Annotated in this window: 26 protein-coding genes, 1 tRNA gene and 1 other RNA gene; 14 read left to right on the top strand and 14 right to left on the bottom strand. The window is 68.4% G+C overall.

Going from position 1 to position 24946, the window contains the following annotated elements:
* Positions 1–72: 72 nt before the first annotated feature.
* Entirely contained in the window at positions 73–810 is a 738-nt protein-coding gene (locus tag K3G64_RS10715) for an Rv3717 family N-acetylmuramoyl-L-alanine amidase (protein WP_238950592.1), read from the top strand.
* Here the strand turns inward: K3G64_RS10715 and K3G64_RS10710 are convergent.
* Entirely contained in the window at positions 807–1253 is a 447-nt protein-coding gene (locus K3G64_RS10710; protein ID WP_238949741.1) for an SRPBCC family protein, read from the bottom strand. The genes K3G64_RS10715 and K3G64_RS10710 overlap by 4 nt on opposite strands.
* Positions 1254–1323: 70 nt before the next feature.
* Between K3G64_RS10710 and K3G64_RS10705 the strand changes: the two genes are divergently transcribed.
* Together K3G64_RS10705 and K3G64_RS10700 are read left to right on the top strand one after the other, a co-directional pair.
* Positions 1324–2715 carry an FAD-binding oxidoreductase gene (locus tag K3G64_RS10705; RefSeq protein WP_238949740.1) on the top strand — a complete coding sequence of 464 codons (1392 nt, stop codon included), beginning with the start codon at positions 1324–1326 and terminating at the stop codon, positions 2713–2715.
* A 103-nt stretch (positions 2716–2818) separates the two neighbouring features.
* Positions 2819–4132: a class I SAM-dependent methyltransferase gene (locus tag K3G64_RS10700; RefSeq protein WP_238949738.1), complete on the top strand. Its 1314-nt coding sequence runs from the start codon at positions 2819–2821 to the stop codon at positions 4130–4132.
* Here the strand turns inward: K3G64_RS10700 and K3G64_RS10695 are convergent.
* The 3 genes from K3G64_RS10695 to ffs all read right to left on the bottom strand — a co-directional run bounded on the left by K3G64_RS10695 (position 4129) and on the right by ffs (position 7462).
* Positions 4129–5985: a DNA polymerase III subunits gamma/tau gene (locus K3G64_RS10695; protein ID WP_238949737.1), complete on the bottom strand. Its 1857-nt coding sequence runs from the start codon at positions 5983–5985 to the stop codon at positions 4129–4131. The two genes, K3G64_RS10700 and K3G64_RS10695, sit on opposite strands and share 4 nt — an antisense overlap.
* Positions 5986–6034: 49 nt before the next feature.
* Positions 6035–7321 carry an aminotransferase class I/II-fold pyridoxal phosphate-dependent enzyme gene (locus K3G64_RS10690; RefSeq protein ID WP_238949736.1) on the bottom strand — a complete coding sequence of 429 codons (1287 nt, stop codon included), beginning with the start codon at positions 7319–7321 and terminating at the stop codon, positions 6035–6037.
* Positions 7322–7367: 46 nt separating this feature from the next.
* Positions 7368–7462: signal recognition particle sRNA small type (gene ffs, locus K3G64_RS10685), an RNA gene on the bottom strand.
* A 68-nt stretch (positions 7463–7530) separates the two neighbouring features.
* On the opposite strand from ffs, the gene K3G64_RS10680 reads away from it, so the two are divergent.
* The 3 genes from K3G64_RS10680 to K3G64_RS10670 all read left to right on the top strand — a co-directional run bounded on the left by K3G64_RS10680 (position 7531) and on the right by K3G64_RS10670 (position 9524).
* A tRNA-Ser gene (locus K3G64_RS10680) sits at positions 7531–7616 on the top strand.
* Between the two features lie 71 nt (positions 7617–7687).
* A complete protein-coding gene (locus K3G64_RS10675; RefSeq protein ID WP_238949735.1) occupies positions 7688–8494 on the top strand; it encodes a hypothetical protein in 807 nt (268 codons plus the stop codon).
* A gap of 28 nt (positions 8495–8522) precedes the next feature.
* A complete protein-coding gene (locus tag K3G64_RS10670) occupies positions 8523–9524 on the top strand; it encodes a S1C family serine protease (RefSeq protein WP_238949734.1) in 1002 nt (333 codons plus the stop codon).
* On the opposite strand, the gene K3G64_RS10665 is transcribed toward K3G64_RS10670, so the two are convergent.
* Positions 9521–10183, bottom strand: coding sequence for a TetR/AcrR family transcriptional regulator (locus K3G64_RS10665; protein ID WP_238949733.1), 663 nt, complete (start codon positions 10181–10183; stop codon positions 9521–9523). The two genes, K3G64_RS10670 and K3G64_RS10665, sit on opposite strands and share 4 nt — an antisense overlap.
* An 88-nt stretch (positions 10184–10271) precedes the next feature.
* Here K3G64_RS10665 and K3G64_RS10660 point away from each other — a divergent pair, with 88 nt between their 5' ends.
* On the top strand, positions 10272–11339 hold the full coding sequence (locus K3G64_RS10660) for an NAD(P)H-dependent amine dehydrogenase family protein (RefSeq protein ID WP_238949732.1): 1068 nt from the start codon (positions 10272–10274) through the stop codon (positions 11337–11339).
* A 7-nt stretch (positions 11340–11346) separates the two neighbouring features.
* Here K3G64_RS10660 and K3G64_RS10655 read toward each other — a convergent pair whose 3' ends face one another.
* From K3G64_RS10655 to K3G64_RS10640, 4 genes are all read right to left on the bottom strand, one after another.
* Positions 11347–11859, bottom strand: coding sequence for a hypothetical protein (locus K3G64_RS10655; RefSeq protein WP_238949731.1), 513 nt, complete (start codon positions 11857–11859; stop codon positions 11347–11349).
* 72 nt (positions 11860–11931) lie between these two features.
* A complete protein-coding gene (gene ligD / locus K3G64_RS10650) occupies positions 11932–12990 on the bottom strand; it encodes a non-homologous end-joining DNA ligase (RefSeq protein WP_238949730.1) in 1059 nt (352 codons plus the stop codon).
* A 1-nt stretch (position 12991) separates the two neighbouring features.
* The gene (locus tag K3G64_RS10645) at positions 12992–14044 is read right to left on the bottom strand and encodes an ATP-dependent DNA ligase (protein ID WP_238950591.1); all 1053 of its coding nucleotides are present in this window, start codon (positions 14042–14044) and stop codon (positions 12992–12994) included.
* A 63-nt stretch (positions 14045–14107) separates the two neighbouring features.
* Positions 14108–14761 carry a TetR/AcrR family transcriptional regulator gene (locus K3G64_RS10640; RefSeq protein WP_238949728.1) on the bottom strand — a complete coding sequence of 218 codons (654 nt, stop codon included), beginning with the start codon at positions 14759–14761 and terminating at the stop codon, positions 14108–14110.
* A gap of 70 nt (positions 14762–14831) precedes the next feature.
* Between K3G64_RS10640 and K3G64_RS10635 the strand changes: the two genes are divergently transcribed.
* From K3G64_RS10635 to gluQRS, 5 genes are read left to right on the top strand one after another with little or no spacing between them, the layout of a single operon-like run.
* The gene (locus K3G64_RS10635) at positions 14832–15434 is read left to right on the top strand and encodes a glyoxalase (RefSeq protein ID WP_238949725.1); all 603 of its coding nucleotides are present in this window, start codon (positions 14832–14834) and stop codon (positions 15432–15434) included.
* Positions 15431–15838, top strand: a complete 408-nt coding sequence (locus K3G64_RS10630) for a DUF1801 domain-containing protein (RefSeq protein WP_238949724.1) — start codon at positions 15431–15433, stop codon at positions 15836–15838. Before K3G64_RS10635 ends, K3G64_RS10630 begins: the two co-directional genes overlap by 4 nt.
* 15 nt (positions 15839–15853) lie before the next feature.
* A complete protein-coding gene (locus K3G64_RS10625) occupies positions 15854–16975 on the top strand; it encodes an ATP-dependent DNA ligase (RefSeq protein ID WP_238949722.1) in 1122 nt (373 codons plus the stop codon).
* Between the two features lie 34 nt (positions 16976–17009).
* Positions 17010–17435 carry a hypothetical protein gene (locus K3G64_RS10620; protein WP_238949719.1) on the top strand — a complete coding sequence of 142 codons (426 nt, stop codon included), beginning with the start codon at positions 17010–17012 and terminating at the stop codon, positions 17433–17435.
* A 46-nt stretch (positions 17436–17481) separates the two neighbouring features.
* Entirely contained in the window at positions 17482–18351 is an 870-nt protein-coding gene (gene gluQRS, locus K3G64_RS10615) for a tRNA glutamyl-Q(34) synthetase GluQRS (protein ID WP_238949717.1), read from the top strand.
* A gap of 8 nt (positions 18352–18359) precedes the next feature.
* Here gluQRS and K3G64_RS10610 read toward each other — a convergent pair whose 3' ends face one another.
* The 4 genes from K3G64_RS10610 to tgt all read right to left on the bottom strand — a co-directional run bounded on the left by K3G64_RS10610 (position 18360) and on the right by tgt (position 23438).
* Complete coding sequence (locus K3G64_RS10610) at positions 18360–19676, bottom strand: acetyl-CoA hydrolase/transferase family protein (RefSeq protein ID WP_238949715.1); 1317 nt, start codon at positions 19674–19676, stop codon at positions 18360–18362.
* Between the two features lie 21 nt (positions 19677–19697).
* On the bottom strand, positions 19698–20903 hold the full coding sequence (locus tag K3G64_RS10605; RefSeq protein ID WP_238949713.1) for a saccharopine dehydrogenase family protein: 1206 nt from the start codon (positions 20901–20903) through the stop codon (positions 19698–19700).
* 65 nt (positions 20904–20968) lie between these two features.
* Positions 20969–22183 carry a cytochrome P450 gene (locus K3G64_RS10600; RefSeq protein WP_238949711.1) on the bottom strand — a complete coding sequence of 405 codons (1215 nt, stop codon included), beginning with the start codon at positions 22181–22183 and terminating at the stop codon, positions 20969–20971.
* 4 nt (positions 22184–22187) lie between these two features.
* A complete protein-coding gene (gene tgt / locus K3G64_RS10595; protein ID WP_238949710.1) occupies positions 22188–23438 on the bottom strand; it encodes a tRNA guanosine(34) transglycosylase Tgt in 1251 nt (416 codons plus the stop codon).
* A gap of 17 nt (positions 23439–23455) precedes the next feature.
* On the opposite strand from tgt, the gene K3G64_RS10590 reads away from it, so the two are divergent.
* Both K3G64_RS10590 and K3G64_RS10585 read left to right on the top strand, forming a co-directional pair.
* Complete coding sequence (locus K3G64_RS10590; protein ID WP_238949708.1) at positions 23456–23890, top strand: lipoprotein LpqH; 435 nt, start codon at positions 23456–23458, stop codon at positions 23888–23890.
* Positions 23891–24013: 123 nt separating this feature from the next.
* Positions 24014–24475: a lipoprotein LpqH gene (locus K3G64_RS10585; protein ID WP_238949707.1), complete on the top strand. Its 462-nt coding sequence runs from the start codon at positions 24014–24016 to the stop codon at positions 24473–24475.
* A 69-nt stretch (positions 24476–24544) separates the two neighbouring features.
* On the opposite strand, the gene K3G64_RS10580 is transcribed toward K3G64_RS10585, so the two are convergent.
* Positions 24545–24892 (bottom strand): DUF732 domain-containing protein, encoded by a 348-nt coding sequence (locus K3G64_RS10580; RefSeq protein WP_238949706.1) that lies wholly within the window; start codon positions 24890–24892, stop codon positions 24545–24547.
* Between the last annotated feature and the right edge of the window lie 54 nt (positions 24893–24946).

Here is a 24946-nt window from a genome sequence, read left to right as displayed (position 1 = left end):
TTCAGCGTAGTCGCGGTTGCCGCTACGGTGACGCCCGTGCCTGCCCGCCTGCGTGTCGGGGCCACCGGAGCAATGCGTGTCTGCGCCGCGGTGGCCGCCTATCTGCTCGTCGCCGCGACGGTGGTCGCCGGTCCGCTGCTCGAGGCCGAAGCCGCTCCGGCCAGCATCGCCGGCAAGATCGTATTCCTCGATCCGGGCCACAATGGCTCCAACGACGCCTCGATCAGCAGGCAGGTGCCGACCGGTCGCGGCGGCACGAAGGACTGCCAGGCCAGCGGCACAGCCACCGACGACGGCTTCCCCGAGCACACCTTCGCCTGGGACACCACGCTGCGGATCCGCCAGGCCCTCACCGCGCTGGGCGTGCGCACCGCGATGTCGCGCGGTGACGACACCGGCCTGGGTCCCTGCGTCGACGAGCGCGCAGCGATGGCGAACTCGCTGAAGCCCAACGCGGTCGTGAGCATCCACGCCGACGGCGGACCGCCGACCGGGCGCGGATTCCACGTCCTGTACTCGGCGCCGCCGCTCAACGACGCGCAGGCGGGGCCGTCGCCGCGGTTCGCCGCGATCATGCGCGATCAACTGAAGTCGTCCGGCTTCGTGCCGTCCACCTACATCGGCTCGGGCGGTCTCAACCCGCGCTCCGACATCGCCGGGCTCAACCTCGCGCAGTACCCGTCGATCCTTGTCGAACTGGGCAACATGAAGAACCCCGTCGACTCCGCGCTGATGAAGACCCCTGAGGGCAGGCAGAAGTACGCCGACGCCGTGGTGCGCGGCATCGCCGGCTTCCTGGGTTCGACCTAGCCAGGGCCGCCCTCGACCTGCTTCTTGAGGTTGTTCAGCACCTCGGCCTGGATCTTGCGCAGGCCCAGCGGTGCGAAGGTCTTCTCGAAGAAGCCGCCGATGCCGCCCGCACCCTGCCACGACGTCTTGACCGTGACCGACGAGCCGGGACCCGCGGGCGCGACGGTCCAGTTGGTGATCATCGACGAGTTGGCGTCCTTCTCGATGACCGTGTGGCCTGCCACGTCAACGGTCGCCTCCACATCGCGCACCCGCTTCTGGGTCGCCTGCAACTTCCAACTCACCACGGTGCCTGCACCCTGCCCGCCTTCGAGCACCCGGTACTCGCTGTAGTGCGACGAGAGGATCTTCGGGCGCACGCCTGCGTAGTCCGCGACGGCCGACAACACCGTCTCCGGCGGCGCGTCGATCAAGACGGTGCTGGACGCGCTGACCTGTCCCATTGCTAGGAGCTCCTTGATGTCGGGGGGTGGTGAGGTCGCGTCGGATGCGACCGCGGACTAGCGTATATCCGTGTCTGCTGCCGAGACTGACGCACATGCTCGTCACGCCGCGGGCGTGCGCAGGCTCGTCGCCAGTTACCGCGAAATCCCGCCGAACGCGACCGTCCGGCTCGCCAAACCCACGTCGAACCTGTTCCGCGCGCGGGCCAAGACCACCGTCAAGGGCCTCGACGTCTCCGGCCTGACCGGCGTGATCGCCGTCGATCCCGACACGCGCACCGCCGACGTGGCCGGGATGTGCACCTACGAGGACCTCGTCGCCGCCACGCTGCCGTACGGCCTTTCGCCGCTGGTGGTTCCGCAACTGAAGACCATCACCCTCGGCGGCGCGGTGACCGGACTCGGCATCGAATCCGCATCGTTTCGCAACGGGCTGCCGCACGAATCGGTGCTCGAGATGGACATCCTCACCGGCACCGGCGACGTGGTCACCGCAAGTCGGGACGTCTGCCCCGATCTTTTCCATGCCTTTCCCAATTCTTATGGCACTCTCGGCTATTCGGTACGCATCAAAATCGAGCTGGAGCCGGTCAAGCCCTTCGTGGCGTTGCGGCACTTGCGATTCGATTCGATCGACGACCTGGTCGCTGCGATGCAGCGCATCACCGACACCCACGAGCACGACGGCGCCCCCGTGGACTACGTCGACGGCGTGGTGTTCTCGGCCGGCGAGAGCTACCTGACGCTGGGATCGATGACCGGCACGCCCGGCCCGGTCAGCGACTACACCGGCCAGCAGATCTACTACCGGTCGATCCAGCACGCCGGCGGTGACAAGCACGACCGGTTGACGATTCACGACTACCTGTGGCGCTGGGACACCGACTGGTTCTGGTGTTCGCGGGCGTTCGGGGCGCAGCACCCGACGATCCGGCGATTCTGGCCGCGACGGTATCGGCGCAGCAGCTTCTACTGGAAGCTCATCGGCTACGACCAGCGCTTCGACATCGCCGATCGCATCGAGAAGCGTAACGGCAGACCGCCGCGCGAACGGGTCGTGCAGGACGTCGAGGTGCCGATCGGCCGGGTCGCCGAGTTCTTGGACTGGTTCCTCGACACCGTGCCCATCGAGCCGATCTGGTTGTGTCCGTTGCGCCTTCGTGACGGCCCGGACGCAGGCGGGGCCTGGCCGCTGTATCCGATCCGGCCGCACCACACCTACGTCAACGTCGGCTTCTGGTCGTCGGTGCCCGCCGGCCCCGAAGAGGGACACACCAACAAGCTGATCGAGCGTAGGGTCAGCGAACTCGACGGGCACAAGTCCCTGTATTCCGAGGCCTACTACAGCCGGGAGGAGTTCGACGAACTCTATGGCGGGGAAACGTACAAGACCGTAAAAAAGACGTACGACCCAGATTCGCGACTCCTCGACCTGTATGCGAAAGCGGTGCAAAGACGATGAGCGCTTGCGCGAAGAGCGGACAATGACGATGAGCGCTTGCGCGAAGAGCAGACAATAACGATGAGCGAACGATGAGCGCTTGCGGCAAGAGCGGAGACCCCCGATGACGACGTTCCGAGAAGGCACGGCACACGCCCCCGAGAGGAAGCTGACGCTTGCCGAGATACTGGAGATTTTCGCGGCCGGCCAACTGCCGCTGAAGTTCAGCGCCTACGACGGCAGCTCGGCCGGACCCGCCGACGCGCCGATCGGCCTGGAACTGCTGACCCCGCGCGGCACCACGTATCTGGCCACGGCTCCGGGTGATCTCGGCCTGGCGCGCGCGTACGTGTCCGGTGACCTGGAAGCGCACGGTGTGCATCCCGGTGATCCCTACGAGTTGCTCAAGGCGCTGGCCGACAAGATGGACTTCAAGCGCCCGCCCGCGCGGGTGCTCGTCGACATCGTGCGCTCGATCGGCATCGAGCACCTCAAGCCGATCGCCCCGCCCCCGCAGGAGGCGCTGCCGCGCTGGCGCCGTATCGCAGAAGGCCTGCGGCACAGCCGAACTCGGGACGCCGAGGCGATCCACCACCACTACGACGTGTCCAACCGGTTCTACGAGTGGGTGCTCGGGCCCTCGATGACCTATACCTGCGCCTGCTATCCGCAGCCGGACGCCACGCTGGAGGAGGCGCAGGACAACAAGTACCGGCTGGTGTTCGAGAAGCTGCGGCTGGCACCGGGCGACCGGCTGCTCGACGTCGGCTGTGGCTGGGGCGGCATGGTGCGTTACGCGGCCCGCCACGGCGTCAAGACCATCGGCGTGACGCTTTCGGCGGAGCAGGCCGCGTGGGCGCAGAAGTCGATCGCCGAGGAGGGCCTGGCCGACCTCGCCGAAGTGCGTCACGGCGATTACCGCGACGTGCGCGAGCACGGGTTCGACGCGGTGTCCTCGATCGGGCTGACCGAGCACATCGGGGTGCACAACTACCCGTCGTACTTCCGGTTCCTCAAGTCGAAGATGCGCACCGGCGCGCTGCTGCTCAACCACTGCATCACCCGGCCCGACAACCGAGCGGGAGCGGCTGCTGGAGGCTTTATTGACCGCTACGTGTTTCCCGACGGGGAGCTGACGGGGTCGGGCCGCATCATCCTGGAGGCTCAGGATGTGGGCCTGGAGGTGGTGCACGAGGAGAACCTGCGCCACCACTACGCGATGACCCTGCGCGACTGGTGCCTCAACCTCGTCGAGCACTGGGACGAGGCCGTCGCCGAAGTCGGGCTGCCGACCGCCAAGGTGTGGGGGCTCTACATGGCGGGGTCACGGCTGGGCTTCGAGACCAATGTCGTTCAGCTGCATCAGGTCCTGGCCGTCAAGGCGGACGGCAACGGGCACGACGGCGGGCTGCCGCTGCGACCGTGGTGGACTCCCTAGCCCTCGATAGGGCGTGCGCCGAGTTCACTCTGCAGTAGCTCGAGAGCGGCTTCCTCCGGATCGCGGCGCGGCGCGTCGGACGTGGCGGCGCCGGCCTCGGCCAGCAGTTCCTCCTCGTCGTCGTCGCGTTTCCGAGGGGCCGCCACCGGTGCGGCAGGTGCGGCGGGTTCCGACGGCGCCGCACCCGTCTCACAGCGGATCTGCCAGTCCACCCCCAGCGCGTCCTTGAGCGCCTCCCGGATGACGTCGGCGTTGCGCTGTTCGCTGAGCCGCTTGGCCAGCGGCGCGGACTCGTGGCTGAGCACCAGGGTGCCGCCCTCGACGGCGCGGACGATGGCCCCGGCCAGCATCACCTCGGTGGTTCGGCTGCGCTCACGAACCTTCTCGCGCACCGTCGACCACATGCTGCGCACCGCGGCGGCGTTGGGCTCGCCGGTGACCGCGGCGGGCGGTGGCACCTCCACCACGGGATCCGACGGTGGGCGCACCGGCGGCGGCGACGGTGGCGCCTCTGGGTCACGCGTGGGCAGTGGGCGGTGCGCCGATGGCGGTTCGGTCTTGGGCGCCTCGGCCTCGGGTGTGGGGCGCGGCGGCTCGGTCGCCGGCGGCGCCTCGACCTCGGAGGTCTGACTCTTACGGGCGTACTGCTTGGGCGGCGCGCCCGGTTGCGACGCCTCCGCCTCACCTGCGGGGATCGACATGTCGAGCCGCGTCTCGATGCGTTCGACGCGGTGCAGTAGCGCGGCCTCGGTGTCGCTGGCCGACGGCAGCAGCAGCCGGGCGCAGACCACCTCCAGCAGCAGTCGCGGCGCCGTCGCACCGCGCATCTCGCCGAGCCCGGCGTGCACCACCTCGGCGTAGCGGGTCAACGTCGCGGTGCCCAGCCGGGACGACTGGTCGCGCATCCGGTCCAGCACGTCCTCGGGTCCGTCGACCACACCGCGGGCCGCGGCGTCGGGCACCGACTGCAACACGATCAGGTCGCGGAACCGTTCCAGCAGGTCGCTGGCGAAGCGGCGCGGGTCGTGGCCGGCGTCCACGACGGCCTCGACGACACCGAACAACCCGGCGGCGTCGTTGGCGATCAGCGCGTCGATCGCGTCGTCGATCAGCGCGACGTCCGTCGCACCCAGCAGCGCCAGCGCCCGCCCATAGTGGACGTGATCGCCCTGCGCGCCGGCCAGCAACTGGTCGAGCACCGACAGGGTGTCTCGCGGCGAGCCTCCGCCGGCGCGGATGACCAGTGGATACACCGCGTCGTCGACGGTCACGCCCTCCTGGGCGCAGACGTGTTCGACCAGTGAGCGCATGGTGCGCGGCGCCAGCAACCGGAACGGGTAGTGGTGGGTGCGCGAGCGGATGGTCGGCAGCACCTTCTCGGGTTCGGTGGTGGCGAACACGAAGATCAGATGCTCCGGCGGCTCCTCGACGATCTTGAGCAGCGCGTTGAAGCCGGCCGTGGTGACCATGTGCGCCTCGTCGATGATGAAGATCCGGTACCGGGACTGCGCGGGTGCGTAGAAGGCCCGGTCCCGTAGCTCGCGGGTGTCGTCCACACCGCCGTGGCTGGCCGCGTCGAGTTCGACGACGTCGACGCTGCCGGGTCCGTTCGGCGCCAACGCGACACACGAGTCACACACTCCGCACGGGGTGGCGGTCGGCCCCTGCACGCAGTTCAGCGAGCGGGCCATGATGCGCGCCGACGAGGTTTTGCCGCATCCGCGCGGACCGGAGAACAGGTAGGCGTGGTTGATCCGGCCCGACGTCAGCGCCGTCGACAGCGGCTCGGTGACATGTTCCTGGCCGACGACTTCGGCGAATGTCGCAGGCCGGTACTTGCGGTAGAGCGCCACGTTCAGCAGGCTACCGACGCGGTCCGACGGCGTGGGGTCGGCCGGTCCATCAGCTCTTGAGGAGCGACTCGGTGGCCGACAGCAGGGCGCAGGTGGCCAGGCCGTCGATCGCAGCGCGCAGCTCGGGCTCGGCCGGGAATGTCGGCGCGATGCGAATGTTTCTGTCCTCCGGGTCTTTTCGATACGGAAACGTCGCGCCCGCCTCGGTCACCGCGATACCGGCGTCCTTGGCCAGCGCGACGGTGCGCTTGGCCGTGCCCGGCAGCACGTCGAGGCTGATGAAATAGCCGCCCTTGGGCTCGGTCCACGATGCGATCTTCGACTCGCCGAGCCGCTCTTCGAGGATCTCCAGCACCGCGCCGAACTTCGGCGCCAACAGCTGTTGATGGCGCTGCATCTGCAGGCGGACCCCGTCGGCGTCGCCGAAGAAGCGCAGGTGGCGTAACTGGTTCAGCTTGTCCGGGCCGATCGACTTCTTGCCCGCGTGCTGCAGGTACCAGGCGATGTTGCCCAGCGATCCGCCAAGGAAGCTCACGCCGGCGCCGGCGAACGTGATCTTCGACGTCGAGGCGAACACCAGCGGCCGGTTCGCGTTGCCCGCCGCCTCGGCGAGACCAAGGACGTCGATGTTGCGGACGAAGTCGTGGGTCAGCGTGTGCACCGCGTAGGCGTTGTCCCACATCAATCGGAAATCCGGTGCGGCGGTGCGCATCTGAACGAGCCGGCGGACCGCCTCCCAGGAGTAGGTGATGCCGGTGGGGTTGGAGTACACCGGCACGCACCACATGCCCTTGATCGCGGGGTCGGCGGCGACGAGCTCCTCGATCAGGTCGACGTCCGGACCGTCCTCGCGCATCGGCACGGTGATCATCTCGATGCCCAGGCTCTCGGTGATCGCGAAGTGGCGATCGTAACCGGGCGCGGGGCACAGGAATTTGAGTCCGGATTCGGTGCGCTCCGCTATCCATGGCCGCGGCGAGTCGGCGGTGCCGTGCAGCATCGCGAACACCACGACGTCGTGCATCAGTTCCAGGCTCGCGTTGTTGCCCGCGATCAGGTTCTGCACCGGGATGCCCAGCAGCTCGCCGAAAATGGCGCGCAGCTCGGGCAAGCCGTGGACGCCGCCGTAGTTGCGCACGTCGGTGCCGTCGCCGTCCCGGTAGTCAGCGCTGCCGGGCAGCTCGAGCAGCCGGTTGGACAGGTCCAGCTGTGCGGGCGCCGGCTTACCGCGGGTCAGGTCGAGCTTGAGCCCCTTGGCCTGCAGTTCGGCGTAATTGCGCTGCTGCTGCTCGTGCTGTGCGGAGAGTTCATCTCGGCCGAGCGACAGAAACGACACACGTACACCTTTCCGACGAGGGGATCTTTCGATCCGGAGCGAGAAAAAGAGGGGACCCCGCGCACCCGCCAGAGCCCATTGACCCTTGCTGCCTTCCGGCCCTGGGGGAGTTCACAGGATGGACGCCGCGCGGGGTCCACGGTGAGTCTAGTACCACTCCTGCGGCCGACTGGACGGGTGCACCGGCCAGGTCGGTTACCATGGCCCGCGGAGGATTCGCCTAGTGGCCTATGGCGCTCGCCTGGAACGCGGGTTGGGTTAATAGCCCTCGCGGGTTCAAATCCCGCATCCTCCGCACTCGGCCCGGGGTGCGACACGCTGGCCGTCGGCCCGGTCGCACCCCGGCCAAAAACATCAAGGAGGGCTATGAGCCGCACTGTCGCGGTGATCTGGCACGCGTCGTTCTGCGCCGCCGCCGGTGTCCTGTACTTCTTCTTCGTCCTGCCCCGCTGGCCCGAGCTGATGGGTGATACCGCCCACACGCTGGGCACCGTGCTGCGCATCGTGGTCGGCGCGCTGATCGGGTTGGCCGCACTGCCGGTGGTGTTCACGCTGATGCGCACCCGCAGGCCGGAGTTCGGCACGCCACAGCTGGCGCTGACCCTGCGGACCGTCTCGATCGTGCTGCACGTGCTGGCCGGTGTGCTGATCATCGGAGCCGCTATCAGCGAGATCTGGCTTTCCCTCGATGACGCCGGCCGCTGGCTGTTCGGTATCTACGGCGCCGCCGCGGCGATCGCGCTGCTCGGCATTTTCGCCTTCCACCTGGCCTGGGTGGCCGAGATGCCGCCGCCACCGCCTAAACCGTTGAAGGTCAAGCAGCCCAAACAGCGCCGCCGGGGCCGCAGGGACGCCGCCGACGCCGAGGACGCCCAGGAACCGGAAGCCGACGCCGAAGACGCTCAAGAAGCCGAAGACACCGCTGCCGAGGATGAGGCCGCCGAGAAGTCGACCGAAGACGAAACCGAAGACGAAACAGTGACCGCTGAGGCGCCCGAGTCCGGCGCCGCCGAGACCGAAACGACGGACGAGGAGCCAGCGGCCGAGCCTGAAAGGGCTGGTGAAGACGACGACGCCGACGGCAAACTGCGCAACCGCCGACCGTCGGGGAAGACCGAGCCCGCGCGGCGCCGTCGCAGGCGGTTGCGCGGTGGTGTGGCCGTCGAAGATTAACGCCCACAACTTCAGGCAATATGGGCGCATGGGAAATTTACCCGTGCGCCGCTCGGTCACCACCCTGGTGATCGCGCTGACCGCACTCTTCGCACTGGTCACCCCGGTGGCCATCGCCGCTCCGGGTGATCCGATCTCCGCCGCCGCGCCGGTCGAACCGGCAGTGGTGCAGATTGACACCGAAATCGACTATCAGGGGGCCTTCGGAAACGGCACCGGGTTCGTCATCGACCCCGGCGGCCAGGTGCTGACCAACTTCCACGTCGTCTCCGGCGCCGACCGGATCACCGCGACGGTCGGCGGCCGTTCGTATCCCGCCGAACTGGTCGGCTACAACCGCAGGCGCGACATCGCGGTGCTGCAACTGCTCGGTGCTGCCGGGCTGCCGACCGCACCGATCGGCGACTCGGCGCAGCTGGCAGCCGGCGAGCCCGTCGTCGCGCTCGGCAATGCCAACGGCAGCGGCGGGCCGCTGACTCGCGAGACCGGCACCGTCACCGCGTTCGGCCGCACCGTGCAGGCCGAAGACGCCCTGACCGGCAGCACCGAGGAGCTGACCGGGCTGATCGAGTTCGCCGCCCCTGTGGTCGCCGGGGACTCCGGCGGACCGGTGGTCAACAGCCTCGGCCAGGTCGTCGGCGTCACCACCGCGGCGTCGGTGACCTTCCAGTTCGGTCCCGGCGGCGAGGGCTTCGCGATCCCGATCAACGACGCGATCGTCATCGCCAACCAGATCCGGTCGCGGGCGCCGTCGGCGGAGGTCCACATCGGGCCGCCGGTGCTGCTGGGCGTCGGCGTGCGCTCGGCGCAGCGCGGCCCAGGGGTGCTCATCGCCGAGGTGCTCCGCGGCGGGCCAGCCGAACGGGCCGGCCTGGTCGACGGCGATGTCCTCACCGTGATCGACGGCACCCCGCTGAATTCGGCCACCGAGCTGACCTACGTGCTGGATCGGCACTACCCCGGCGACGTCATCGACCTGACGTGGATCGACGTCAACGGCCTCGAGCGGACGGGCAAGGCGACGCTCTAGACCGAGCGCTCCAGGCCGGCGATCAAGAGCTCGAGTTCGAACTCGAACTGTCGCTCGGCGTCGCCGGCCTCGGCCTCGGCCGACACGAGCACCTGGCGCAGCGCCGGGTAGGTGTCGTCTGGTTCGTGCTGCAAGGCCTCCCAGGTCTGCGCGCGGTGCCGGTGCACCCCGCTCGCCGTCTGCGCTGCCACGCTCTGAGCGGCCGACTGCGCGATGTTGGACGCCGCGGTGAGCCCGTGGCGGGCGGTGTCGGGATCGAAGCCCGCAGACAGCAGCGCGTCGAGGACCCGATCGGCGAGCGCCAACGCGGCCGCCGCGCCGATCCCGCGCAACCGGGTGAAGTCGGTCGCGGTGCCGGTCCGGACGCCGACCTGGACCAGACCGTCGCGGAACGCGACCGCATAGGCCCGCAACGCGGCCGGCCAATCGCCGTCCGAGGGCAGTTTCACACTGTCGAGTTCGCGTTCGAAGCGGTCCAGCACGACGAGTGTGAGCAGTCCCTCGCGGTCGCCGACGTAGTAATGCAGGGCCTTGCGGCTGACGCCGAGGGCGTCAGCGACCGCCTGCATGGTCAGGTCCCTGCTCGCGAGGCCGCGGGCCGCAGCGACGATCTGCTCGCGGCTGATCCGCGCCGGGCGGCCCCTGGTCGGACGCGTCATCCCCGCCACCCTAAGCCGGGCCTCGATGAATTTTCGCCAGTCGGCAAAAACGCCACGCCCGCCCAGCCGTCCACCCTAAGCTGTGCGCGTGCCCAACATCCCCTATCGCGTCGTCCAGTGGACCACCGGCAATGTCGGCAAGAGTTCGGTGGAGGCGATCGCCAAGAACCCGAACTACGAACTCGTCGGCGTGTTCGCGTGGTCGCAGGACAAGGTCGGCAAGGATGCCGGCGAGCTGGCCGGCATCGAACCGCTCGGCGTGACGGCCACCAACGACGTCGACGCCCTGCTGGCACTCAAGCCCGATGCCGTGGTCTACAACCCGATGTGGATCGACGTCGACGAGCTCGTCCGAATCCTCGAGGCCGGGGTGAACGTCGTCGCGTCGGCGTCCTTCATCACCGGGCACAACCTGCGCGACGGCCGCGACCGACTCGGAGACGCCTGTCGCCGAGGCGGTTCGACGCTGTTCGGCTCCGGCGTCAGCCCGGGTTTCGCCGAGCTGCTCGCGATCGTAGCGGCGACGGCGTGCGACCGCGTCGACAAGATCACCATCGCCGAGTCCGCCGACACCACGCTCTACGACTCCCCCGACACCGAGCGGCCCACCGGTTTCGGCACCGCCATCGACGACCCCGCCCTGCCACCGATGGCCGAGAACGGCACCGCGGTGTTCGCCGAGGCGGTCCGGTTGGTCGCCGACGCGCTGGGCGTCGAGCTCGACGAGATCCAGTGTGTCTCCGAATACGCCCAGACCACAGAGGATTTGGGGATGGCCTCCTGGACCATCCCGGCCGGCCACGTTGCGGGCGTCTACGCCAGCTGGCAGGGGATAGTGGCCGGCAGAACCGTCATCGACATCAACGTCCGCTGGAAGAAGGGCCAGACCCTCGAGCCTGATTGGCAGATCGAGGGCGACGGCTGGAAGATCACCATCGACGGACGGCCTACGGTCAACATGGCGGTCGGCTTCATGCCGCCGCAGGACATGATCGAGAACGCCAAGACCATCGAGGACTTCTTCGTGCTCGGCCACATCATGACCGCGATGCCGCCGATCCATGCGATTCCGGCGGTGGTGGCGGCGGCGCCGGGCATCGCCACCTACACCGACCTGACCCTTCCCCAGGCGCGCGGCGTGGTGCCCGGCAACTGATCTCAGCTCAGGGACCGGGGGGCGCTGCGGGCGGCGGCGCTCCCGGCGGGGGCGGCGGGACCGGAGCGTCCTTGACCTCCAGCACATTCGCCGTCAACCGTGCCCCGGGGGGTCCCTCGAGGACGACGTCCTTGAGGATCTGGGCCTGATCCCTCATCACGGTGAACTCACCACGCTGCGGAGCGATGCCGCCGACCACTTCGTAGAAGACGGTGAACGGCGTCTCCGGCAATGGATGCAGCCCAATGTATTTCGGCTCGATCGTGTATTTGTAGGCGCAGGCCGGTGCGCCGGGCGGGCACTGGGTGTCGGTCACCACCACGTTGACGTTGAACTCCACCGGCGTCGGCATCTGTGGCGTCGGCGCCGCCAGCGTGGTACGCGGTGTCGCCGCCTGAGGCGTCTGCGGCGAGTTCATGCTGCCGAAGATCATCACCGCTGCCACCCCGACGGCGCCGGCGACCATCGCTAACAGCGCGAGCCCGGCGGACCACTTGCGTACAGTCGACGAAACACGCATGCGACTAGGTAACCCTCTGCTCGCCCAGTCGCGCAGCGTTTCCGGGGGCGTGGCGCGATACCGATCCGTCAGTCACGCCTTGACCGGATTTCCCTCGTCGTCCCAATTGGCGGCCACCTTCTTGCTCGGCTGAACGCGGGGCGGTTCGCCCGGCATCTTCGGATAACTGGGCGGATAGGGTAGGTCACCGAGTCCGCGGTCCTCTTCGGCGCGCACCATGTCGAGAAGCGGTTGCAGCGATTGGGCGTTGCTGTCGATGTCGGCCCACGGGTCGTCACGGCCGCCCACCAGGTCCGGCACCGTGGCCATCGTGTAGTCGTCGGGGTCGGCGTCGCGGAGTTCGTCCCAGGTCAGCGGCGTGGACACCGTGGCGATCGGGGTCTTGCGCACCGAGTAGGCCGACGCGAACGTCCGGTCGCGGGCATTCTGGTTGTAGTCCAGAAAGACCCGTGCTCCCCTCTCTTCCTTCCACCACTCCGTGGTCACCGCGTCGGGCGCGCGGCGTTCCACCTCGCGGGCCAGCGCGATGCCTGCGCGGCGCACGGCGATGAAGTCCCATTCGGGCCTGATGCGCACGAACACGTGCACGCCGCGGCCGCCGGAGGTCTTGGGGTAACCGACCATTCCGAGTTCGTCGAGTAGCGGCTTGAGCACGTCGACGGCGACCGCGCCGGCGTCGGCGAAATCCGTTCCGGGCTGGGGGTCGAGGTCGATACGCAGCTCGTCGGGATGTTCGGTGTCCGGACAGCGCACCTGCCACGGATGCAGCGTGACCGTGCCCATCTGCGCGGCCCAGGCGAGCGCCGACGGATGGGTGACCTTCAGCGCATCGGCGGTGCGACCGGACGGAAACGTCACCTCGCAGGTCTGAAGGTAATCGGGATGCTTCTGCGGCACCCGCTTCTGGTAGATCTCCTCGCCGTCGATGCCGTCGGGGAAGCGCTGCAGGTGGACGGGCCGGTCGCGCAACAGCGCCACCATCGGTGCGGCGACCGACAGGTAGTAGTCGAAGAGCGTTCCCTTGGTGCCGCCGGCTCCAAGTTTCGGGAAGTAGACCTTGTCGCGGTTGGTCAGCCGCACCTTGACGCCGTCGACGTCGATTTCCTCTGCGGTGCTGCTCTTTCCGGCCATCTCAGGACTCCAGGACGTCGTTGAGGTCGTAGTTCAGCGGCACGTCGAGCTGGTCGAAGGTGCAGCTACGGGCGTCGCGGTCGGGCCGCCACCGGCGAAACTTCACCGCGTGCCGAAATCTCCCGCCGTGCACGGTGTTCCCCTCCATCTGGTCGTAGGCGACCTCGCACACCCGCTCGGGACGGATCGGTATCCACCGCTTGTCGGCCGCCGAATTCCACCGGCTGGGGTCACCCTCGCGCACATCGTCGCCCTCCCGCAGCGGTTCGAGTTCAGCGAGCAGGTTGACGCGGTCCCTGGCGGTGAATGACGCCGCGCCACCGACCATCTGCAGCTCGCCGTCGTCGCGGTACAGTCCGAGCAGGATCGATCCGATGCCCTCGCCGTTCTTGTGTATGCGGTAGCCGATTGCCACGCAGTCGGCGTCGCGGGCGTGCTTGACCTTGACCATCTCCCGCTTGCCCGGCAGGTACGCACCGTCGAGCCGCTTGGCGATCACGCCGTCCAGACCCGCACCCTCGAACTCCTCGAGCCACTTGGCACCGACCTCGGGGTCCTCGGTGGTGCCGGTGACGTGGCACCACCGCTTGGCCGTGATCGCATCGGTGAGCGCCCGCCGACGGACGCGGAACGGCTCCTTGAGCAGAGACGCGTCGGCGGTGGCCAGCGCGTCGAAGCCGATGAAGTGGGCAGGCGTCTGCTCGGCGAGCATCTTGATCCGGCTGGCGGCCGGGTGCACACGCTGCGAGAGCGACTCCCAGTCCAACCGGGTGCGGCCGTCGATCTCACGCGGCACCACGATCTCGCCGTCGAGAACACAGCGCACGCGCACCTCGTCGCGCAGCGCGTCGAGCAGTTCCGGAAAGTAGCGGCCGAGGTCCTTGCCGTTGCGCGACTGCAGCACCACCTTGTCACCGTCGCGGAACATCAGGGCGCGAAAGCCGTCCCACTTGGGCTCGTACGACCAGACGCCGGTGTCGGTCGGCACCTTGGCCTGGGCCTTGGCCAGCATCGGCTCGAGCGGCGGCAGCACGGGGAGGTCCACGGTGTCCATTGTGGCGTCCATGACACAACAGACCGCCGACACCCGGCGATGTCATCGACGCGACAGGCGGGCTCACTCATCCCGCGCGAGGAGAGAAGCGGCGATGGTCTCGGTCAGCCAGCGCTCGTACCGTCGTGGCGGCCAGCCGCGATCGAGCACCAGCAGTCGGTAGACCTCCGGGGACATCAGCGCGAAGACGATGTCGGCGGCGTCGCGCTCGGCAAGGCCATGCCGCACTGCGCCGGCGCGAGCCAGCGCGCGCACCACCTGCCCCTGACCCGCGTGCCGCTGGCGGTTGATCTCCTCGAGCAGACCGGCGGCGCCGCGGTCCGAACTCGCCGCGCCGACGAGTACGCGATACATCGCGGCAGTCCTCGAGTTCACCTCGGAGGTGACGGCGACGAAGCCCGCCAGTTGCGTCTGCGGATCGGGATCGGCGAGGTGCTGGCGGACCTGCGTACGGTCTGGCATCGCCACCGGCTCGTCGTCGCCGCCGATGGACACGTCGAGGATGGCCTTGAGAATCCCGAGCTTGGAGCCGAAGAGCCGGTACACCGTGGCCGGCGGCACATCGGACCGGTTGCTGATGGCCTCGACCGTCGCGGCGCCGTAACCCTGCTCGACGAACAACGCCCGCGCCGCGCTGATCACCGCCGCGCGGGCCAGGCGGGTCCTGGCCTGTCCCCGTCCGTCGACCGCACGACCGCCCCGCTCCGAGGTCACCACACATTGAGACTACTACTCTTATATTGAGAGTAGTACTCTCAATATTACAGCGCTACGAAAGGAGAAAATCATGACAAGCATCGAGTCCGTCACGCTCGAAGCGTCCGACCCTGTCGCCACCGACGCCTTCCACAAGGCGGCGTTCGGTCGGGATCTGCCGGTCAAGACCCGTGCCCCGGAGACCCCTGCGAGCGGCTTCCGCGGGTTCACGCTGTCGCTGGTGGTGCCCCAACCCGCCACCGTCGACGCGTTCGTCGGGGCGGCGCTGGAGGCAGGCGCCGCCGAGTTGAAGCGGCCGCGGAAGAGCCTGTGGGGCTACGGCGGCGCGATCTGCGGCCCCGACGGCACGATCTGGACGGTGGCGTCGTCCTCGAAGAGGAACCGCGGCCCAGACACCGGCCGGATCGACGACTTCGTTCTCCAACTGGGCGTCGACGATGTGGCCGAGAGCAGGAAGTTCTACGTCGAGCGCGGCCTCGCGGTGGCGAAGAGCTTCGGCCGCAGGTACGTGCAGTTCGACAGCGGCCCCATCACGTTGGCGCTGTACGGCCGCCGCGCACTCGCCAAGACCGTTGACGTCTCGCCGGACGGCGCGGCTTCGCACGGGATCACCATCAACGGGCCGCTCGGCACCTTCACCGATCCCGACGGGTTCAGGTGGACGGCCGGATGAGCCGGCCGAAACTGCTTTCGGGCGGCAACCCGCAGATCCCCAAGGGCGCAGGCGACGGTCCCGTACAGGACTACATCGCGGCGATGCCCGGCTGGAAACGCACCGTCGGCCGACGCCTCGACGCCCTCATCGTCGAGGCCATCCCGGAAGTGCAGAAGGCCGTGAAGTGGAACCAGCCGTTCTACGGCCATGACGACAAGTCCTGGGTGGTGTCGTTTCGCTGCTACACGAATTACGTGCAGCTGCAGTTCTTCAAAGGGACATCGCTGGACCCCGTGCCGCCGAAGGCGTCCAAGCACGAGGAGGTCCGCTACCTCGACATCCATGAGGACGACGAACTCGACGAGAGCCGACTCAGGTCGTGGTTCGAGCAGGCGGCCCGGCTGCCGGGAGAGAAGATGTGACGCGAGAATGGGCTCGTGCACCTGCCCGTGATGCCCCCGGTGTCGCCGATGCTGGCCAAGTCGGTCGCTGTCATACCCGTGGATCCCTCCGCGCTCTCCTATGAGCCGAAGTGGGACGGCTTCCGGTCGATCTGCTTCCGCGACGGCGACCAGGTCGAACTGGGCAGCCGCAATGAACGCCCACTGACGCGGTACTTCCCCGAACTCGTCGAGGCGGTGCGCGCGGAGATGCCCCAGCGCTGCGTCGTCGACGGCGAGATCGTGATCGCCACCGAACACGGCCTGGACTTCGAAGCGTTGCAGCAGCGCATCCATCCGGCCGACTCACGGGTGCGCATGCTCGCCGAGCAGACGCCCGCGTCGTTCATCGCGTTCGACCTGCTTGCCCTCGGCGACGACGACTACACCGGCCTGCCGTTCGTCGAGCGGCGCGCCGCGCTGGTGGAGGCGTTGGCCCGGTCCGGTCCGTCGATCCACCTCACTCCCGCGACGACGGACATCGCCACCGCACGTCGCTGGTTCGACGAGTTCGAGGGCGCGGGCCTGGACGGCGTGCTCGCCAAGCCGCTGTCGCTGACGTATCAGCCGGATAAGCGGGTGATGTTCAAGATCAAGCACCACCGCACCGCGGACTGCGTGGTCGCCGGCTACCGGCTGCACAAGTCAGGTGACGACGCGATCGGCTCGCTGCTGCTCGGGCTGTACAAGGACGACGGCACGCTCGCCTCGGTGGGGGTCATCGGCGCGTTCCCGATGGCCAGACGCCGCGAGCTGTTCTCCGAATTACAGAAGCTGGTAACGACTTTCGACGAGCATCCGTGGAACTGGGCCGCCCACATGACCGGCGAGCGCACCCCGCGGCGCAACGAGGGCTCGCGCTGGAACGCGGGCAAGGATCTTTCGTTTGTGCCGTTGCGGCCAGAACTCGTCGTCGAGGTCCGCTACGACCACATGGAGGGCGAACGGTTCCGCCACACGGCGCAGTTCAACCGCTGGCGCCCCGATCGTGATCCACACTCGTGCACCTACGCCCAGCTCGAAGAGCCGGTGTCCTTCCGGCTCAGCGACATCGTGCCCGGGCTGGGACGATTCACTGGTTTCGCGGCCTCGGCGGCAGATACGTGTGATGCTTCGTGACTACAGATCCGGGTCGGTGGAGGTGAGGAGTCACATGAGGACCACGCGCGTGGTGGCCGTCGCCGTCGCGTTCGCCGGCATCGCCGTCGGAACGGCGGGCCAGGCATGGGCCGACCCGCCACTGGAAGGCGAATACACGTTCGTCAACGGCCCGACGGTCAACAGGTGGGCGATCACCACCCAGTGCAATCCCGAGGGCAAGTGCGGGGGCACCCTGACGACGTCCACCGGGCTCACCGCCGCGATCGTGAAGACTCCCGGTGGGCCGTGGACGGTAGACCGGCACGACGTGCCCAACGGCTGGATCTGCCCGGACGGCAGCACCGGCGCTGGCGATGTGTCCTACGCTTTCGACGCGGCGACGCTGGCGGGCACCGTCAGCCTGACGTCGAAACCCGGCGCCTGCAACGATCCCAACGTCCTGCAGGCCCAGCATCCGGTGAGCCTGCAGCCGGTGTAGCCGCCCGACGGTCTCAGGTGGCGACGGCCCTGGCTAGATTGCGGGGATGAGCGCCGGCAGGTTCGCCCCGAGCCCGTCGGCCGATCTGCACATCGGCAACCTGCGCACCGCGGTGTTGGCGTGGCTGTTCGCCCGGTCCACGGGTCGCCGCTTCCTGATCCGCGTCGACGACCTCGACGACCGGACCAACGCCGACATCGGCCGCCGCCAGCTCGACGATCTGGCCGCTATCGGATTGACCTGGGACTCGGAGCCCGAGTGGCAGACCTCGCACCCGCAGCGCTACGACGCTGCCATCGCGGGGCTGGCCCACCGCGGGTTGCTGTACGAATGTTATTGCAGCAGAAGGGATATCGCGCAGGCGCCCCGCGCCCCGCACGCGCCGCAGGGAGCTTACCCGGGCACCTGCCGCTCGTTGAGCGATGACCAGCGGGCCGAGCGCCGGACCGAGACGGGCCGCCCGCCCGCGCTGCGGCTGCGCACCGATGCGATCACCTACACCGTTCACGACGTGCTGCACGGTGACCACACCGGCATCGTCGACGATTTCGTGGTGCGCCGCGGCGACGGCGTGCCGGCCTACAACCTGGCCGTCGTCGTCGACGACGCCGCCCAAGCCGTCGACCAGGTGGTGCGCGGCGACGATCTGTTGCCGTCGTCGCCGCGCCAGGCCTACCTGGCGCGGCTGATGGGGTACGCCGAACCGATGTACGCGCACGTCGCGCTGGTGCTCAACGCCGACGGTGCGCGGCTGGCCAAACGCGACGGCGCGGTGACGCTCGCCGAGATCGGCGTGACCCGGGCGGTGCGCCAGATCAGCTCGTCGCTGGGCTGGCGAGCCTCGACCGTCGACGAGATGCTGGCGGAGTTCGACCCCTCGCGCCTGCCCCGGCACCCGTGGATCTACCGCCCCTGAGACCCCCGCTACACCACCGGTGAGCGTCCCTTGGCGGCCCGCGCAGCCGCGGCGACAAGGTCGTCGCGAAACTGCGGATGCGCGATCGCGGCCAGCGCCTCGCCGCGCTGCTGGACGGTCTTGCCCTCCAGTTCGGCCGCACCGTACTCGGTGACGATCACGTCGACGTGGTGCCGCGGCGTGGTGATCACTGCGCCCGGTCCGAACCAGGGCACGATCCGCGACCGCAGCACCCCGTCCTTCTCGAAGGTCGACGGCAGGCAGATCAGCGAACGGTCCAACAGGTCGAGTCCGGCACCGGCCACGAAGTCCTCGGCGCCGCCGATCCCGCTGAATTGTTCGCCGTCGATCGTGTCGGCCACCACCTGACCCTGGATGTCGACCGCGAGCGCGCCGTTGATCGAGATCATGTCGTGGTTGGCGCCGATGACGTCCGGCGCGTTGACGATCTCGACGGGCAGGAATGCAACGTCGTCGTTGCCGTCCAGCCACGCGTACAGCTCGGTCGAGCCCAGCGCGAACGTCGTCACGCTGATGCCGTCGTACTGGCCCTTGCTGGTGTTGGTGACCTTGCCCGACTGGTGCAGTCGCATGCATCCGTCGGTGAACATCTCGCTGTGCAGGCCGTAACCGCCGCCGTCACCCTCGGCCAACATCGCGGCGATCTGGCTGGGAATCGACCCGATGCCCGTCTGCAGCGTCGCGCCCGATCCGATGAAGCCGACGGCGTGCCGCGCGATCTGCTTGTCGACGTCGGTGGGCGGGCCCTCGGGCAGGGCCAGCGGGGCGTCGGTGGATCGCACCAGGATGTCGATCTCGTCGACGTGCAGCGCGTGCCGATGGCGTGCGCCGAGCCCGAATGTCCGCGGAAAGGCGTCGGACACCTCGACGACGAGCAGGCGTTCGGCGTCCGCGCCCGCCCGGCGCAGCTCCTCGACCGTGCCGCCCGCGTGCAGCGACAGCGAGCACCAGCCGTCGCGGTCGGGCGGGGTCGCGACCGTTGTCAGTACCCGCGGCGCCTGCCGCTCGAGCAGCGGCCCGAAGCGGCGGAAATCGGCCGGCACGAACTCGATGTTGGCGCCGCTGTCGCGAAGCGCCCGTTCCAGCGGGCCGAAGAAACCGGACAGATAGTGCACGCCCGGCCGGGCGAACAACTCCGTACCCACGGCCAGCAGTGCGCCGTAGACACGCAGGTCGGTCCAGTCGGTGCGCTCGCCGAGCGCGCGCAGGAACGCAGGCGGCTGGCCGGGGCCGAGCGGGATGCCCAGGCTGTCGGCGGGCCGCAGGCGATCGGCGGCCTGCTCGGTGGTCAGTTCCTCGGGCATGGCGCTCATCTTCCGCGAGCGCTAGCTGTCCCGCATCCCCCAGGATGAGCCGTAGGCCGTCAACAGTTCGAGGAAGGGCACCGCATCGAAGGCCTCGGGGCCGAGCACGCCGCTGCCGCTCCAGCTGCCGTCGGCCAGGAGTTCCAGCGCCACAACGGGATTGATCGCGGTCTGCCATACCACGCACTGGTGTCCGTATTCGGCCATCGACCACTCGTTGTCGACGACGTGATACAGGTACGTCGAGCGCGGATCGCCGTCCGTGCCGGTGCCGGTCACCCACAGGCCCGCGCACGTCTTGCCGCGCATCTGCGGCCCCAGCGTCGCCGGGTCGGGCAGGCACGCGGCCACCACGTCGCGAGGGCTGACCTCGACCGGTCCGACGGTCACCCTCTCGGTGCGGTCGAGGCCCAGCTTGTGCAGAGTCTTGAGCACGTCGATGAACTCCTCGCCGAGCCCGTACTTGAACGTCGCGCGCCTGCACTTGACCCAACGGGGCATCAGCAGCACTTCCTCGTGCTCGACGTTGACGCACTCGACCGGGCCGATGCCGTCGGGGAAGTCGAACACCTCGGGATGGCTGAACGGTTCGGTGGTGAACCAGCCGCGGTCGGCCTCCCACACGACCGGCGGGTTGAGGCACTCCTCGATGGTGGTCCAGATCGAGAACGACGGCGCGAAGTCGTAACCGTCGACGGTGAGGTTGGATCCGTCGCGGGTGCCCAACTCGTCGATGTCGGAGAACAGATGGTCGGCGGCGTAGCGCGCGAACACGTCGGACAGCCCCGGCTCCACGCCGATGCCCACCAGTGCCAGCCGCCCGGCCGCACGCCACTGCTCGTCGAGCGCGAACTGTTCGTCGCCCAGTTTCACCCCGGTGAGCGCGTAGGGCTGTTCGGGGTGCCGCTGCGAGAGGCTCATCGCCATGTCGAGGTAGTCCGCGCCGCCTGCCAGTGCGCCGGTGAAGATCGGCATCACGAACCGCGGGTCGACGGCGTTCATCACATGGGTGATGTGGTGGCGGCGGATCAGGTCGGCGACCGTGTCGGCCGACGCCGCGTCGACATGCGCCGCGGTGAACCGGTCGTCGCCGACGGCCTCCGCGGCCCGCCGCGCCCGCGCTTCGTCGTAGTCGGCGACCACCACGGCGTCGAAGAAGTCGCGGCGCGCGGCGATGGAGCAGAACGCCGCTCCGACTCCGCCCGCGCCGATCAGAAGGATTCGCATGGCTGGAACCCTAGTGTGGTTTCGATAGCCCTTATGGCCTCTCAGCGACGATTCGCGTGCTGAATTCACCCAAGAGCTATGGAAAGCGAAGACATGCCGCGCAGGGTCAGGTTGGCTTTGTATTCCGGTTCACCGACCATGCGGGCGTCGGGGAACCGGGCCGTCAGGGCGGACAGTGCGATCGCGGCCTCCAGTCGGGCCAGCGGGGCCCCGAGGCAGAAGTGCGGCCCCTTGCCGAACCCGAGATGGCGGATCGAGCCTCGGTCGGGATCGAATTCGGCGGGCCGATCGAATGCCGTCGGGTCGCGATGCGCGGCGGCGAGCAGCAGCATCATCACGTCACCCTCGGCCACCGGGGTCTGCCCGATCGTCATGTCGGCGGCCGCGATGCGGCCGACGAGCTGGACGGGCGGGTCGAACCGCAGCGTCTCCTCCACAACTGCCGGCACCCGGTGCGGGTCGTCGGCCAATGCCGCCCACTGATCGGGGCGCCGCAGCATCGCCAGGGCAGCGTTGGCGATGAGGTTGACCGTCGTCTCGTGACCGGCGATGAGCAGCAGGTTGCAGGTGGACACGATCTCGGCTGCGCTCAGCTGGTCGCCGGACTCCTCCACCTCGATCAGCCCCGAGATGAGGTCGTCGGCCGGTTCGGAGCGGCGCCGCTCGATCAGCTCACGCAGGTAGCCGCGCAGCCACATCCCGGCGTCCATCATCTCCGAGAAGCTCTCCGGCGTCTCCCCGGTGAAGCTGAAGACCGGATCGAGTGCCTGCGCCAGGATCGACGAGGCCCGCCGGAACTGCGGCTCGTCCTCGATCGGCACTCCGAGCAGGCGGCAGATCACCGCGACCGGCAGCGGGTAGGCCAGCTCGTCGACGACGTCGAAGTGCGATCCGGCACCGGCCAGTAGCGAATCGACCAGCGCGGTGATGTCGGGCTGCAGCGCGTTGACGACCTTCGGTGCGAACGCCTTGCTGACCAGCCTGCGCAGACGGGTGTGATCGGGCGGGTCGAGGAACAGGAAGCTCGGCGGCTCCGTCCGCTCGTCGCCGCTCTGGAGCTGGCGCCGGGCGACGGTGGATTTCGAGCGGTCGCTGGCCGACGCCGGATGACGCAGGACCTCGTCGCAGTCGGCGAACGAGGAGAACACCACCAGGCTCATGTCCGGCAGCCGCAGCGGACCGTGCGCGCGGATCTCTTCGTAGATCGGATACGGATCCGACCGGTTCGAGGGGTCGAGGAGCCGAAGCAGCAGCGCCTGGGAGTCGGTGCTTGTCGTCATCTGTTCATCGTGCCCGCGTCGAATAGAACCGGCCGAGCGTGTCGTCCCGCAGCTCGTCGAAGTCGCCGGCCTCGATCGCCGCCCGCATCCGATCCACCAGCCGGACCACGAACCGCTCGTTGTGGATGGTGCACAGCGTGGCCGAGAGGATCTCCTTGGCCTTGAACAGATGGTGCAGATAGGCGCGGGTGTAGTGCGCGCAGGTGTAGCAGTCGCAGCCCTCGTCGATCGGGGTGAAGTCCCGCCGGAACCGCGCGTTGGTTACGTTGAACCGGCCCTCGTGCGAATACACCGCCGCGTTGCGCGCCACCCGCGACGGTGACACGCAGTCGAAGGTGTCTGCGCCCGCGGCGACGGCGGCGAACAGATCGTCGGGTTCGCTGATGCCCAACAGATGCCGCGGCTTGTCGGCGGGCAGCTCGCTGCACACCCACCCGACGATCGTTGCCAGGTTCTGCTTCTCCAGCGCCCCGCCGATGCCGTAGCCGTCGAAGTCGCCGATCGACACCAGCCCGCGGGTGGCCTGCCTGCGCAGGTCCTCGTACTGCGCACCCTGCACCACGCCGAACAGCGCCTGCCTCGGTTTGTCCGGCCGTGCCGCCTGCAGCCTGGCGTGTTCGACCACGCACCGCACCGCCCACTCGTGCGTGCGCTGCACCGACCGCTCCTGATAGCCGCGGGTGTTGACCAACGTGGTCAGCTCGTCGAACGCGAAGATGATGTCGGCGCCCAGCTGATGCTGGATGCCGATCGACACCTCCGGGGTGAACCGGTGAGTCGAGCCGTCGAGGTGAGAGCGGAAGGTCACGCCGTCGTCGTCGACGTCGGCGAGCCGTTCCTTGCCTTCGGCGATGATGTCGTCGGCCTGGACGCGGTCGGTGTCCATCGCCAGCACCTTGCGGAAGCCGGCCCCCAGGGACAGCACCTGGAACCCGCCGCTGTCGGTGAACGTGGGTCCTGACCAGTTCATGAACGCGCCGAGGCCACCGGCCTCCTCAACGATGTCGGGACCGGGCTGGAGGTAGAGATGGTAGGCGTTGGCCAGCAGTGCCTGTGCGCCAAGCTGTTTCATCGCCTCCGGCAGGACGGCCTTGACGCTGGCCTGCGTCCCGACCGGGATGAACGCCGGGGTGTGGATCTCTCCGTGCGGGGTGCGGATCACACCCGTGCGCCCGAGCCGGTCCGGCAGTTGCGCGGCGACACTGAAGTACGGGGCCGCCTCATTCTTCACAGACGCGGATTTCGAGTCGGCCACGCCGTAGATTCTGCACTGTGAGGATTCGGTGGATGGCCGCCGCTGCGGCGGCGCTGGTGCTCGTTGGGTGCTCGTCGGACCCTCCGGAGTATCGCCCGCCCGCGGGTGAACTCGCGGCAGGCACGGCGGAGGTGACGGTCAACGGCCGCGACGCCGGCGTCATCGAGTCCGTGACCTGCGACACCACCGGACCGTTGAGCACGATCACCACCGACGAAAACGGCTCGAGCCTCACGGCGATGGTGTCCAACGAGACCGACCTGAGCACCCAGTTCGTCCGCATCAGGGATCTCGGCGGTTTCACCGGCAGCTACAACGTGGGCATACAAGGCGAGGCGGACGTGACGATGACCGGGCTCACCTACGACATCTCCGGCACCGCCTACGGATACGACACCGACGCGCCGAGCTTTCGCGCACCGGCCACCTTCGCCATCAAGGTGTCCTGCTAGCCGGCTCAGCCGGGGTATCGGCGCCGTATTTCTGCCAATTCAGTGCTCAGCGGGATGCGGCGCACCATACTGCTCTAGATGATCCGATCTTGACGGGTCACGCAAACATGAAGGAGAACAGTGGTGAAGCATGGACTCGTGGTCGCCATCGGCGGCGCGGCGCTCGTGATCGCCGGTCTGGCCGGCTGTTCGTCGGAGGACAAGTCGTCCACCTCGGGTGAAACATCGACGGCCGCCGCCGCGGAGGGCAAGACCACCGTCACGATCGACGGACAGGACCAGCAAGTCCAGGGCACCGTCGTGTGCAGCAGCATGGGCGGCAACACCAACATCGCGATCGGCGACGCCACCACCGGCATCGGCGCCGTGATCAGCTCCGGTGATTCGCCCACCGTGCAGTCCGTCGGGCTCGGCAATGTCAACGGCGTGACCCTCGGCTACACCAGCGGCACGGGTCAGGGTGAAGCCAACGTCGAGAAGGACGGCAACACCTACACGATCACCGGCAAAGCGACGGGCATCGACATGGCGAACCCGTTGCAGCCGATCACCAAACCGTTCGAGATCGAGGTCAGCTGCCCCTAGCAGGTCATCGATTCGACAGGCGGCGGCGTCCCGGCGGGGGCGCCGCCGTCGTCGTTGCGGCCCGAGTCGCTACGGGAGGGTGTAACCGGCCGCCGACTGTCTGAGCTGCCAGATCTGTGCCGGGCAGAGTTCGTTGACCGCCTGGTTGATCAGGTAGGCGCCCTGGTAGTAGTCCCGCGTCCGGAAGTCGGCCTTGACCTGTTCGACGAGTTCGGCGTAGCCCATCTTCGCGGCGACGCGGTCGCAGATGGAGTTGCCGTAGCCGATTGCGGCCTCGGCGTTGGGGAAGTTGTATCCCGGTCGCACATGCACGTTCACCAGGTAGGCGACGGTGTCGGAGCTGGCCGCCGGGGCGACGGCGAGCGCGGTGCCGACCGTTGCGAGAGCGGTTGCGACGGCTCCGATGACGCGCTTCATGACAGATGAGCCTATTCCCTGTCCGCCACGATTGTCCGGCACATAGGCTAAGCG

Source organism: Mycobacterium sp. IDR2000157661, assembly GCF_022317005.1.
Lineage (GTDB): Bacteria > Actinomycetota > Actinomycetes > Mycobacteriales > Mycobacteriaceae > Mycobacterium.
The sequence above is the reverse complement of the archived record's forward strand: the minus strand, read 5'-3'. Positions and strand labels throughout refer to the sequence as shown.